The organism is Burkholderia sp. MSMB1826 (assembly GCF_001526325.1).
GTDB lineage: Bacteria > Pseudomonadota > Gammaproteobacteria > Burkholderiales > Burkholderiaceae > Burkholderia.
Window position 1 is genome coordinate 302,667 of record NZ_LOYN01000022.1, and the last position, 12,906, is coordinate 315,572.

The 12,906-nt window shown below is 65.1% G+C and carries 11 protein-coding genes; all 11 read right to left on the bottom strand.

Annotation, left to right across the window (positions count from 1 at the left end):
- Positions 1-46 precede the first annotated feature (46 nt).
- The gene (gene lapB / locus WS95_RS13650) at positions 47-1,219 is read right to left on the bottom strand and encodes a lipopolysaccharide assembly protein LapB (RefSeq protein WP_059779700.1); all 1,173 of its coding nucleotides are present in this window, start codon (positions 1,217-1,219) and stop codon (positions 47-49) included.
- A gap of 53 nt (positions 1,220-1,272) precedes the next feature.
- Positions 1,273-1,566 carry a lipopolysaccharide assembly protein LapA domain-containing protein gene (locus tag WS95_RS13655; RefSeq protein ID WP_012328123.1) on the bottom strand — a complete coding sequence of 98 codons (294 nt, stop codon included), beginning with the start codon at positions 1,564-1,566 and terminating at the stop codon, positions 1,273-1,275.
- A gap of 206 nt (positions 1,567-1,772) precedes the next feature.
- Positions 1,773-2,096: an integration host factor subunit beta gene (locus WS95_RS13660; RefSeq protein WP_006486894.1), complete on the bottom strand. Its 324-nt coding sequence runs from the start codon at positions 2,094-2,096 to the stop codon at positions 1,773-1,775.
- A 22-nt stretch (positions 2,097-2,118) separates the two neighbouring features.
- Positions 2,119-3,831: a 30S ribosomal protein S1 gene (gene rpsA / locus WS95_RS13665; protein ID WP_011544885.1), complete on the bottom strand. Its 1,713-nt coding sequence runs from the start codon at positions 3,829-3,831 to the stop codon at positions 2,119-2,121.
- 142 nt (positions 3,832-3,973) lie between these two features.
- The gene (gene cmk, locus WS95_RS13670) at positions 3,974-4,660 is read right to left on the bottom strand and encodes a (d)CMP kinase (RefSeq protein WP_059824242.1); all 687 of its coding nucleotides are present in this window, start codon (positions 4,658-4,660) and stop codon (positions 3,974-3,976) included.
- 13 nt (positions 4,661-4,673) lie between these two features.
- Positions 4,674-5,978: a 3-phosphoshikimate 1-carboxyvinyltransferase gene (gene aroA, locus WS95_RS13675; RefSeq protein ID WP_059824244.1), complete on the bottom strand. Its 1,305-nt coding sequence runs from the start codon at positions 5,976-5,978 to the stop codon at positions 4,674-4,676.
- A gap of 13 nt (positions 5,979-5,991) precedes the next feature.
- Positions 5,992-6,918, bottom strand: a complete 927-nt coding sequence (locus WS95_RS13680) for a prephenate dehydrogenase (protein ID WP_059824245.1) — start codon at positions 6,916-6,918, stop codon at positions 5,992-5,994.
- A 187-nt stretch (positions 6,919-7,105) separates the two neighbouring features.
- Positions 7,106-8,188, bottom strand: a complete 1,083-nt coding sequence (gene pheA / locus WS95_RS13685) for a prephenate dehydratase (protein WP_059779684.1) — start codon at positions 8,186-8,188, stop codon at positions 7,106-7,108.
- Positions 8,189-8,221: 33 nt separating this feature from the next.
- Positions 8,222-9,304: a 3-phosphoserine/phosphohydroxythreonine transaminase gene (gene serC, locus WS95_RS13690; protein WP_059501692.1), complete on the bottom strand. Its 1,083-nt coding sequence runs from the start codon at positions 9,302-9,304 to the stop codon at positions 8,222-8,224.
- A 155-nt stretch (positions 9,305-9,459) separates the two neighbouring features.
- Positions 9,460-10,059, bottom strand: coding sequence for a DUF2059 domain-containing protein (locus WS95_RS13695; RefSeq protein ID WP_006486966.1), 600 nt, complete (start codon positions 10,057-10,059; stop codon positions 9,460-9,462).
- Positions 10,060-10,142: 83 nt separating this feature from the next.
- On the bottom strand, positions 10,143-12,746 hold the full coding sequence (gene gyrA / locus WS95_RS13700) for a DNA gyrase subunit A (protein WP_059824247.1): 2,604 nt from the start codon (positions 12,744-12,746) through the stop codon (positions 10,143-10,145).
- Between the last annotated feature and the right edge of the window lie 160 nt (positions 12,747-12,906).

A 12,906-nucleotide genomic window follows, 5' to 3' on the forward strand; every position in this document is an offset into this window, starting at 1 on the left:
GGCGAGCCCGGCGGCAACCGCAGCGCGTTGGCTCCGCGTGCCGGGATCAGCCCGGCATCGCAGGTTCGACGCGGCGCGGCGCATAGGTTTCCCAGCCGCTGCATCCGGGGCACTGCCAATAGAAGAGCCGCGCCCGGAAACCGCAATTCTGGCACGTATACCGTGGCAGATTTTTCGTGCGCTGCTTGATCAGCGCACGCATCATTTCAAGTTCCTTACGACGCGGCTCCTCGGCCGCCGCGATCTGCGCATCGAGCAGGTGCAGCATCCCCGACAGGTTCGGCGACTTTTCCATCTGCGTCCGCGCAAGCGTGTGTGCCGCATCCTGGCCGCGCAGCCCGGCGATATGCTGATAGGCGATGTCGAGCAGGTCGTTCGACGGATAACGATCGACGTACCCCATCAGCAACTCGGCGCCTTCGACGTTCTTGCCGAGCGCGACGTATGCCTTCATCAGCTTGTCGGCCACGAGCGGCAGATACGCCGGGTTCTGCGCTTCGACGCGCTTCCAGTGCTCGATCGCGCCCGCGTGATCGCCCGCCGCTTCCGCCGCGTCGCCGGACAGAACCGTCGCACGCACGTTCTGCGGATTCACTGTCAGCGCAAGGCGCAACTGTTCGGCCGCCGCGGCGGCATTCTTGCGCTGCAGCGCGTCCTGCGCGAGTTCGCAGTGAAACTGCGCGATTTCGACGCCGAGCGGCTTGTCGCTCATCGACTCGATGCGTTTCGCCGTATCGATCGACTTGTTCCAGTCCTTCTCGATCTCGTAGATCGTCAGCAGCGCCCGCTGCGCGCCGAGCGCGTAGTCGCCGTCCGCGAGCTTGTGGAACGCCTCTTCCGCGCGATCCAGCAGGCCGGCCTTCAGGAAATCCTGGCCCAGTTCGTACAGCGCGTGGTCGCGTTCGTTGACCGGCAGATCGGTGCGGCTCAGCAGGTTCTGGTGCACGCGGATCGCGCGGTCGGTCTCGCCGCGACGGCGAAACAGGTTGCCGAGCGCGAAGTGCAGCTCGACCGTTTCGGGATCGAGCTTGGCAACCTCGATGAACGCATCGATCGCCTTGTCGGGTTGTTCGTTCAACAGAAAATTCAGGCCGCGAAAATACGAACGCGGCAGGTTGGCGCTCTCCGACAGGAGATTCTTCAGGTCATAGCGTGACGCCGCCCAACCGAGCGCGAACGCGACCGGAATCGCGAGCAACCACCAGAAATCCAGATCCATGCGAAATATCGAAGCAGAGACGAAAACCGCGCGATGATCGCGCGGCGTCCGTGTTAAATGACGGGCGGCATCGGCGGCTGGTCGATGACGGCAGGCGTTTCGCGCGCCGCACGCAGATCGCGCTTCAAACGCCCGTTCTCGAGACGCAGGCGGAAGATCGAAGGCAGCGCGGACAGCAGGCCGGCCAGCAGCCCCACGGCGAAGAATGCCAGGCCGATCAGGATCAGCGGCGCTTGCCATGCGTAGCCGGCAACGAAATTCAGCGTCGCGGTTTGCGTATTGGCCAGCGCAAGCACCAGCAGCAGGACGAACACCAATACCCGGATCAGCCAGACGATAAACTTCATGAAGCCCTCTCTTTGTTGAGGTTTGCCGCGGCGCGCGACTCCCCTTCGTCGCACCGAATCGACCCGTATTGTAAAGGAAGCGTTTCCGCGGCTGCGCACATCCTGTGCGCGGCGTTGCGCGCGGGGCCGGAAATGAAAAAAGCGCCCGCAAGGGGCGCTTTCTTTTCAGCCTTCGCCGGACAGGTTCCGGGCACACCGAACGACGTTCAACGCTCGTCGTCCGGATCGTCAGCCTTCAGCGGTTCACCGGCGCGGCCGTCGACGCGTTCACGCAATTCCTTGCCAGGCTTGAAGTGCGGCACGAACTTCTCTGGCACCTGCACTTTCTCCCCCGACTTCGGGTTGCGTCCGACGCGCGCCGGGCGACGATTGAGGCCAAAGCTGCCGAAACCCCGAATTTCAATGCGATGCCCTTTCGCCAGGGCGTCGGACATCGCATCGAGCATCGTTTTCACCGCGAAATCCGCATCCTTGAGGACAAGTTGCGGAAATCGCGATGCCAGCTGCGCGACCAACTCGGATTTGGTCATACTTCAGCAGACCTCGTAAGGCTTACTGGTTTTGGCCGTCGAGCTTCGCCTTCAGCAGCGCGCCGAGGTTGGTCGTACCGGTCGCAGCAGCGCTGGAGTCCGACTGCAGGCCGCGGATCGCTTCCTGTTGTTCGGCCGAATCCTTCGCCTTGATCGACAGGTTGATGCCGCGCGACTTGCGATCGATGTTGATCACCATCGCGTTGACCTTGTCGCCTTCCTTCAGCACGTTGCGTGCGTCTTCGACGCGATCCTGCGAGATTTCCGACGCACGCAGGTAGCCTTCGATGTCGCCCGTCAGCGTGACGACCGCACCCTTCGCATCGACCGTCTTCACGACGCCATCGACGATCGAGCCCTTGTCGTTCATTGCAACGTAGTTGCTGAACGGATCGCCTTCGAGCTGCTTGATGCCGAGCGAAATGCGTTCCTTCTCGACGTCGATACCGAGCACGATCGCTTCGACTTCGTCGCCCTTCTTGTACTTGCGAACGGCTTCTTCGCCGGCTTCGCTCCACGACAGGTCCGACAGGTGGACCAGGCCGTCGATGCCGCCCGGCAGACCGATGAACACGCCGAAGTCGGTGATCGACTTGATTGCGCCCGTGATCTTGTCGCCCTTCTTGAAGTTGCGGCTGAAGTCGTCCCACGGATTCGGCTTGCACTGCTTCATGCCGAGGCTGATACGACGACGGTCTTCGTCGATCTCGAGGACCATGACTTCGACTTCGTCGCCCAGCTGGACAACCTTCGACGGCGCAACGTTCTTGTTGGTCCAGTCCATTTCCGACACGTGGACGAGGCCTTCGATGCCCGATTCCACTTCGACGAATGCGCCGTAGTCGGTGATGTTCGTGACCTTGCCGAACAGACGCGTGCCCGACGGGTAACGGCGCGAGATGCCTTCCCACGGATCGTCGCCCAGTTGCTTGATGCCCAGCGAGACGCGGTTCTTCTCTTGGTCGAACTTGAGGATCTTCGCGGTGACTTCCTGGCCAACCGACAGGACTTCGCTCGGGTGACGCACACGACGCCATGCGATGTCGGTGATGTGCAGCAGGCCGTCGATGCCGCCGAGGTCGACGAACGCGCCGTAATCGGTGATGTTCTTGACCACGCCGTTGACGATCGCGCCTTCCTTCAGCGTCTCGAGCAGCTTCGCGCGCTCTTCGCCTTGCGTTGCTTCGATCACTGCACGACGCGACAGCACGACGTTGTTGCGCTTGCGATCGAGCTTGATCACGCGGAACTCGAGCGTCTTGCCTTCGTACGGGGTCGTGTCCTTGACCGGACGCGTGTCGACCAGCGAACCCGGCAGGAACGCGCGGATGCCGTTGACCATCACGGTCATGCCGCCCTTCACCTTGCCGGTGATCGTGCCGGTGACGAGTTCGTTGTTGTCGAGGGCCTTTTCCAGCGACAGCCACGATGCGAGGCGCTTCGCCTTGTCGCGCGACAGGATCGTGTCGCCGTAGCCGTTTTCGAGTGCGTCGATCGCGACGGACACGAAATCGCCCGACTGCACCTCAACCTCGCCCTGATCGTTCAGGAATTCCTCGATCGGAATGTAAGCCTCGGACTTCAGGCCTGCATTGACGACCACGAAGTTGTGGTCGACGCGCACGACTTCGGCGGAAATCACTTCGCCGGCGCGCATGTCTTGGCGGGTCAGCGACTCTTCGAACAGAGCCGCAAAGGATTCGGTATTCGGGGTGGAGGTTTGCAGGTCGGACATAAAAATCTGATTGTGCATGGCTCGCTGTGCCACGCCGGCCGGAATGGCAGGCTGAAAGGGCCAGATCGAAGACCACACGGGGTTAAGGGTTCGAAACACGCTCCGCACTCACGCGCGGAGCACCTACTGCCGCCCAGCCTTCTCAGGCTGGCTGGCCGAGCGCCCGGTACCACTGCAGCACCTGATCGACGGCTTCATCGACCGAAAGTGCCGACGTATCGAGCAACTTGGCATCTGCCGCAGGCTTCAGCGGCGCGGCTGCGCGATTGCTGTCGCGCGCGTCACGTTCACGAAGATCCCGGAGCAAGTCATCTATGTTAGCAGAAAAACCTTTTTGCATCAATTGCTTATGCCGTCTGGTCGCGCGCGCCTCGGCGCTGGCCGTCAGGAACACCTTCAGCACGGCGTCGGGGAAGATCACCGTGCCCATGTCGCGCCCGTCCGCCACGAGGCCCGGCGTCTTGCGAAACGCCCGCTGGCGCGCGACGAGCGCGGTGCGCACGGGGCCGTGCACGGCAATGGCCGACGCGCGGTTGCCGACCGCTTCGGCACGGATGTCGTTCGACACGTCGACGCCGTCGAGTTGCGCGCAACCTTCACGGAACGTGATGTGCAGATCGTCGATCAGCTTCACCAGCGCGTCGATGTCTTCCGCTGCGATTCCGTAGCGCACGCTCGCGAGCGCCGCCACCCGGTACAGCGCGCCGCTGTCGAGCAGGTGGAAGCCGAGGTGCGCGGCGACGAGCGCCGCGACGGTGCCCTTGCCGGAGGCGGTCGGGCCGTCGATCGTGATGACGGGAGTCGGGTGAAAGGGTCGGGTCGATTTCATCGGAACAGTCGGATCAGGCTTTGGCGAGCGCGGCGAAGCGGTCGAAATAGTCGGGGAACGTCTTGCCGACGCACTTCGGATCGTTGATCCGCACGGGCACGCCGCCCAGGCTGACGAGCGAGAAGCACATCGCCATCCGGTGATCGTCGTACGTATCGATCGCCGCGTTCGGCGTGAGCTTTTCCGGCGGCGTGACGACGAGATAGTCGGGGCCTTCCTCGACGATCGCGCCGACCTTGCGCAGCTCGGTCGCCATCGCGGCGATGCGGTCGGTCTCCTTCACGCGCCAGCTCGCGATGTTGCGCAGCGTGCTCGTGCCGTTCGCGAACAGCGCCGCGATTGCGATGGTCATCGCCGCGTCGGGAATCAGGTTGAAGTCCATGTCGATCGGCTCGAGCTTGCCGTGATCGTGGCCGATGCCGCGCACGTCGATCCAGTCGTCGCCCATCGTCACGTTCGCGCCCATCTGCATCAGCGCATTCGCGAAGCCGACGTCGCCCTGGATGCTCGCCCGCCCCACGCCCTCGACCCGCAGCGGGCCACCGCCCAGCGCGCCGGCCGCGAGGAAGTACGACGCGGACGACGCGTCGCCCTCGACCATGATCCGCCCCGGCGAGCGGTAGCGCACGCCGGCCGGCACGACGAAGCGCTGCCAGCCGTCGCGCTCGACGCTCACGCCGAAGCGCGCCATCAGCCGGATCGTGATGTCGATGTACGGCTTCGAGATCAGCTCGCCGTCGACTTCGACGACGGTCCGGCCGTCCTTCGCCTTCACGAGCGGCAGCGTCATCAGGAGCGCGGTGAGGAACTGGCTCGACACGTCGCCGCGCACGCGGATCGGCGCATCGACCGAGATCGTCGCGGGCTTGATCCGCAGCGGCGGGTAGCCTTCGTTCAGCTCGTAGTCGATCTGCGCGCCGATCTGGCGCAAGCCGTCGACGAGATCGCCGATCGGCCGCTCGTGCATGCGGGGCACGCCGTGCACCCGGTAGTCGCCGCCGTTTACCGCGAGCGCGGCGGTCAGCGGCCGCACGGCCGTGCCCGCGTTGCCGAGGAACAGGTCGGCCGTCTTCGCGGTAAACGCGCCGCGCGTGCCGGCGACGACACAGGTGTCGCCGTCGCGCGCGAGCTTCACGCCGAGCTTGCCGAGTGCGTCGAGCATCACGCGCGTGTCGTCGGAGTCGAGCAGGTTGGTGATCGTCGTTTCGCCTTCGGCGAGCGCCGCGAGCAGCAGCACGCGGTTCGAAATGCTCTTCGAGCCGGGCAGGCGCACGGTGCCCGATGCACTGGAGTACGGGCCGAGATCGAGGTAGTCCATGGGAATCGTCCTGTTATTTCTTGACCGGTTCGGCAGCGGACGCGCCGCCGCTTTCCTGCCATGCCTTGCGCGCGGCGCGCGAGCGCGTGAATACGGCTTCGAGCGCCGCGCCGTCGCCGGCGTCGATCGCCGCGCGCAACCGCGCGAGCACGCGCGTGTAGCCGTCGAGTTCGTCGAGCAGCGCCGCGCGGTTCGCGACGCACACGTCGCGCCACATTTCCGGGTTCGACGCCGCGATGCGCGTGAAATCGCGAAAACCGCCGGCCGCGTACGAGAATTTCAGTTCCGCGTCGGCCTCGCCGAGAATCTGCTCGACGAGCGCGAACGACAGCACGTGCGGCAGATGGCTGATCGACGCGAATACGCGATCGTGCTGTTCGGTGGTCATCGTGCGCACGTCGGCGCCGGTCGCGCGCCACATCGCGTCGATCCGGGCCACCGCTTCGAGCGCGTTCTCCGGCAGCGGGCACAGTACGACGTTGCGGCCGACGTAGAGGTCCGGCAACGCAGCCTCGACGCCGCTCGACTCGCGCCCGGCGATCGGATGCCCCGGCACGAACTGCACGATCCGCGCGCCGAGCGCGTCGCGCGCAGCCGCAACGACATCGGACTTGGTGCTGCCCGCATCGGTGACGATCGTCGCGCCGTCGAGCCACGGCGCAATGCGCGCGAGCAACGGGCCCGTCTGCGCGACGGGCGCGGCCAGCAGGACGAGATCGGCGCCGGCAAGGGCGTCGCGCACCTGCGCGTCGTCGTCGAGCGCCGCCGCGCGGTCGATCACGCCGAGCGACAGCGCGCGCTCGACCGACGCACGCGAACGGCCCACGCCGACGATCTCGCCCGCACCGCCCGGCGCGCGCTCGCGCAGCGCGCGGGCCAGCGATCCGCCGATCAGGCCGACGCCGAAGATGACCAGTTTGTTGAATGCAAAGCCTGACACGACAAGAGCCAAGTTACGCATGCGGGACGACGCCCCGCACGCGGAATTCCAGATTCCGGGCAACGGGCCCGCACCCGGCGCAACCTGCGCCGGATACCGCCCGCTCCCGCCTTCGGCAGCGCCGATCGGCCTGCCCTGCCCGCTTCTTCGCGCGCCGCCTGCGCACCGCAGGCGACGCGCCGCCGCGTCAGCGTGCGCGCGGATACGAACCGAGTATCTTCAGGAACGCGGCCTTTTGGCCGAGTTCCGTCAGCGCGGCCGCCACCGCCGCATCGTCGCGATGCCCTTCGATGTCGATGTAGAAGTAGTACTCCCACGTGCCCACGCGCGCCGGACGCGACTCGAAGCGCGTCATCGACACGCCGTGCCGCGCGAGCGGCTCGAGCAGCTTGAACACGGCGCCCGGCTCGTTCTTCACCGACACGATCAGCGACGTCTGGTCGTGACCGCTCTGGCCGGCCGGCTGCTTGCCGACGATCACGAAACGCGTGCGGTTGTGCGGATCGTCCTGGATCAGCGAGAACGCGATCTGCAGGCCGTAATGCGCGGCCGCGCGATCGCCCGCGATCGCGGCGACGGTCGGATCGGCCGCGGCCAGACGCGCGGCCTCCGCGTTGCTCGCCACGGCTTGCCGCTCGAGCTGCGGCGCATTCGCCGCGAGCCACTGCTGGCATTGCGCGAGCGCCTGCCCATGCGCGCAGACACGCTTCACGCCGTCGAGCGTGCCGCTCTGCGTGAGCAGGTTGTGATGGATCGGCAGCGCGAGCTCGCCGCTGATCACCAGTTGGGTCTGCAACAGCAGGTCGAGCGTGCGCGATACCGCGCCTTCGGTCGAATTCTCGACCGGTGCGATGCCGAACGCGCACGCCCCGGCCTCGACCGAGCGGAACACCTCGTCGATCGACGGGCACGGCAGCCCTTCGATCGACTGGCCGAAATACTCGAGCATCGCCTGCTCGCTGTACGTACCGACCGGCCCGAGGAACGCGACGTGGATCGTCTGCTCGAGCGCGCGGCTCGCCGCCATGATCTCGCGCCAGATGGCGCTGATGTGCTCGCTCGCGAGCGGCCCGGCACTCATGTCCTGCAGCCGCGCGATCACCTGCAGCTCGCGCTCCGGCCGGAACACCGGCGCGTTGAAATGCTTCTTGACCTCGCCCACCTCCAGCGCCACCGCGGCGCGCTGGTTCAGGAGCGCGATCAGCTGCGCGTCGATCGCGTCGATGCGGTCGCGCAGCGGTTTCAGGCGGGAATTCAGTTCGTCGTCCATGCGTTTTGCCGTGCTGTTTGAACAGCGCCGCCGTCAGGCGCCGCGCTGCTCGAAGTCCTTCATGTACTCGACGAGCGCCTTCACGCCCTCGAGCGGCACCGCGTTGTAGATCGACGCCCGCATGCCGCCGACGGACTTGTGGCCCTTCAGCTGCAGCAGCCCGCGCGCCTTTGCGCCGGCGAGGAAGTCTTCGTTGCGCGTTTCGTCGGCCAGGAAAAACGGCACGTTCATCCGCGAACGCGCTGCCGGCTCGACCTTGTTCAGATAGAAACTGCTCGCGTCGATCGTGTCGTAGAGCAGCTTCGATTTTTCGATATTGCGGGCCTCGATCGCTTCGAGCCCGCCCTGCCGCTTCAGCCACTGGAACACGAGGCCCGCGATGTAGATCGCGTAGGTGGGCGGCGTGTTGTACAGCGAGTTGTTCGCGGCGATGGTCTTCCATTCGAATGCGGACGGGCAGATCGACAGCGCGCGATCGAGCAGATCCTCGCGCACGATCACGACCGTCACGCCAGCCATCCCGATGTTCTTCTGCGCACCGCCGAACAGCACGCCGTACTTCGCGACGTCCATCGGGCGCGACAGGATGTGCGACGAGACATCCGCGACCAGCGGCACGTCGCCGAGATCGGGGATCTCGAACGTCTCGACGCCGTCGATCGTCTCGTTGGTGCACAGATGCACGTAGGCGGGATCGTCCGACAGCTGCCATTCGGCACGCGCGGGCGCACGCGTGAAACCGCCCTCCGTCTTGCCGGTCGCGGCCAGATGCGGCGTGCAGAACTTCTTCGCCTCGCCGAACGATTTCTGCGACCACGAACCCGTCACGACGAAGTCGGCCGTCTTGCGCGAGCCGAGCAGGTTCATCGGCACGATCGCGTTTTCCGCGATGCCGCCGCCCTGCAGGAACAGGATCCGGTGGCTCGCCGGCACGCCGAGCAGGTCGCGCAGGTCGGTCAGCGCGGCCTCGTGGATCGACATGAACTCCTTGCCGCGATGGCTCATCTCCATCACGCTCATGCCGCTGCCGTGCCAGTCGAGCATTTCGTCGGCGGCCTGCCGCAGTACTTCCTCGGGCATCGCCGCGGGGCCGGCGGAGAAATTAAAGACGCGCATCGTGAAAACCTCGGGAGGGACGCGACCGGCTTGCCGCCGGCAGAACGCGCCAGAAAAGAAATGGCCGCTTGCGCTCGCGCGCAAACGGCCATTATCGCACTGTCGTCAGGCTCCCGCCAAACCCGGCCGAACGGCCGGGGGCGTGCCCGGACAGCTTACTTGCCCGGCTTGACTGCTGCGACTTCCTTGTCAGCCTGCGTACGCGTTGCCTGGATCGCTTGCGGCATGTACTTCTGCATCAGGCCGTTGACCACGTCGCGACCGACCTGATCCTGAACCTGGATGAACTTGCGGCCCGTCGGGCTCTTGTAGAACGTCGTCAGATCCTTGATCTCCGACGTGCTGTAGTACTTCGCGTACGCGTCGTACTGAGCCGACATCGCGTCGCTCTGGAACTGTTGCGTGCCGAACACCTTGCCTGCGCCGTCGACCAGCTTCGGCACCGCGTTCTTCTGCAGCGTCGGAACGGCAGCCTGCTTCTGCTTGTCGTTCAGCGTCTTGTTTTCCGACAGCGCGTCCGACAGGATCGCCGGCACGAGTTGCTTGGCCTGCATTTCGGCGCTGTTGCCGATTGCCGACACGAGCTTCGGCGCGTCGATCGCGTCGAGCAGATCCTTGATCGCTGCCTTCTTGTCGGCGTCGATCGGCGCAGCTGCCGCCGGAGCAGCCGGTGCGGAATTCGACAGCGCCTGCGCCATCGCGAACGTCGGCACCAGTGCAGCCAGCAGAACCAGTTGCTTGAATTGCTTTTGCATCATCACTCCCTTTTGGAAATATGAATGGTTGCTCGCCGGCCGCGGCGCATTTCGCCCGCGGCGGCCAGAGTCTCATCCGTTCTTCAGGCTTCGCCGTCCGACGCCTCGTCGGCCTCGCCCTCTCCCTCTTCGGCCTCCGCGATCTGCTGCAGGCCAGAGAGCTTGGTACCCTCATCGAGACTGATGAGTGTAACACCTTGCGTGGCGCGTCCCATCTCGCGTATCTCGGAAACACGGGTGCGAATCAACACGCCGGCCGTCGTGATCAGCATGATCTGATCCTCGGCGTCGACGAGCGTGGCGGCCACGACCTTGCCGTTGCGCTCGGACGTCTGGATCGCGATCATGCCCTTCGTGCCGCGACCGTGACGCGTGTACTCGGTGATCGGCGTGCGCTTGCCGTAGCCGTTTTCGGTTGCGGTGAGCACCGTCTGCTCCTCGCTGCCCGCGACCAGCATCGCGATGACCTGCTGCCCGTCCTCGAGCTGCATGCCGCGCACGCCGCGCGCCTCGCGCCCCATCGGACGCACGTCGTTCTCGTCGAAACGCACGGCCTTGCCGGAATCCGAGAACAGCATCACGTCGTGCGCGCCGTCGGTGATCGACGCACCGATCAGGTAGTCGCCATCGTCGAGGCCGACCGCGATGATGCCCTTCTTCATCGGGCGGCTGAATGCTTCGAGCGGCGTCTTCTTCACGGTGCCGAGCGACGTCGCCATGAAGATGAACTTGTCGGCCGAGAATTCCTTGACCGGCAGCACGACGTTGATCTTCTCGCCTTCCTGCAGCGGGAACATGTTGACGATCGGGCGGCCGCGCGAGTTGCGCGAGCCCTGCGGCACTTCATAGACCTTGACCCAGTACACGCGGCCGCGGTTCGAGAAGCACAGGATGTAGTCGTGCGTGTTCGCGATGAAAAGCGTCTCGATCCAGTCGTCTTCCTTCATCTGCGTCGCCTGCTTGCCGCGACCGCCGCGCTTCTGCGCGCGGTACTCGGACAGCGGCTGCGACTTCACGTAGCCCGCATGCGACATCGTGACGACCATGTCCTGCGGCGTGATCAGATCCTCGGTGTTCAGCTCGGTCGCGTTCAGCTCGATCTTCGAGCGGCGCGCGTCGCCGAATTCGGCCTTCACCGAGGTCAGTTCCTCGCCGATCATCGTCGTGATCCGCTCGGGGCGCGCGAGGATGTCCAGCAGGTCGGCGATCTGTGCCATCACTTCGCGGTACTCGCCGATGATCTTGTCCTGCTCGAGGCCGGTCAGGCGCTGCAGACGCATCTGCAGGATTTCCTGCGCCTGCGTGTCGGACAGACGGTACAGCCCGTCGGCCTGCATCCCGAACGCCGGGTTCAGGCCTTCCGGACGATACGCGGAACGGCCGCCGGCCGCCGCGTTCTCGCTCTCGGCGCGCGTCAGCATCTCGCGCACAAGCGACGAATCCCACGGTTTCGCCATCAGTTCCTGCTTCGCGATCGGCGGCGTCGGCGCGGCCTTGATGATCGCGATGAACTCGTCGATGTTCGCGAGCGCGACCGCGAGACCTTCGAGCACGTGGCCGCGCTCGCGGGCCTTGCGCAGTTCGTAGATCGTGCGGCGCGTCAGCACTTCGCGTCGATGCGACAAGAAGCACTGCAGGATTTCCTTCAGGTTCAGCAGCTTCGGCTGGCCGTCGACGAGCGCGACCATATTCATGCCGAACGTGTCCTGAAGCTGCGTCGCCTTGTACAGGTTGTTCAGCACCACTTCCGGCACTTCGCCGCGCTTGAGCTCGATCACGACGCGCATGCCGCTCTTGTCGGACTCGTCGCGGATGTCGGAAATGCCCTCGAGCTTCTTCTCATTGACGAGCTCGGCGATCCGCTCGAGCAGCGAGCGCTTGTTCACCTGGTACGGCAGCTCGTCGACGATGATCGCCATCCGCTGGCCGCGGTCGATCTCCTCGAAGTGCGTGGCCGCGCGCATCACGACGCGGCCGCGCCCGGTGCGGTAGCCGTCGCGCACGCCGGCGACGCCGTAGATGATGCCGGCCGTCGGGAAATCCGGCGCCGGGATGATCTCGATCAGCTCGTCGATCGTCGCCTCCGGGTTGCCGAGCAGATGCTGGCACGCGTCGACGACTTCGTTCAGGTTGTGCGGCGGAATGTTGGTCGCCATGCCGACCGCGATGCCCGACGAGCCGTTGATCAGCAGGTTCGGGATGCGCGACGGCAGGACCGACGGCTGCGTTTCGTTGCCGTCGTAGTTCGGCTCGAAATCGACCGTTTCCTTGTCGATGTCGGCGAGCAGCTCGTGACCGATCTTCGCCATGCGAATTTCGGTGTAACGCATCGCCGCGGCATTGTCGCCGTCGATCGAGCCGAAGTTGCCCTGCCCGTCGATCAGCATGTAGCGCAGCGAGAAGTCCTGCGCCATCCGCACGATCGTGTCGTAGACCGCGGTATCGCCGTGAGGGTGATATTTACCGATCACGTCACCGACGATACGCGCCGATTTCTTGTACGCGCGGTTCCAGTCGTTGTTCAGTTCGTGCATCGCGAACAATACGCGCCGGTGCACGGGCTTCAGGCCATCGCGGACATCCGGAAGGGCACGTCCGACGATCACGCTCATCGCGTAATCGAGATACGAACGGCGCATTTCCTCCTCGAGGGAGGTGGGCAGGGTCTCTTTGGCGAATTGATCCATGTATCCGTATCGTTTCGGAGCGAAGACGGCGAACGCCTTTCGCGTGGGCGCTGCATGCGCAACGCAACGCGAGATTCTAACATGCGCCCATCAGCCGCCAATCCGCTCCCCCTCTATATGTAAACAGCAAAAATCGCGGCGGCGGCGAATCGGCCGAAAT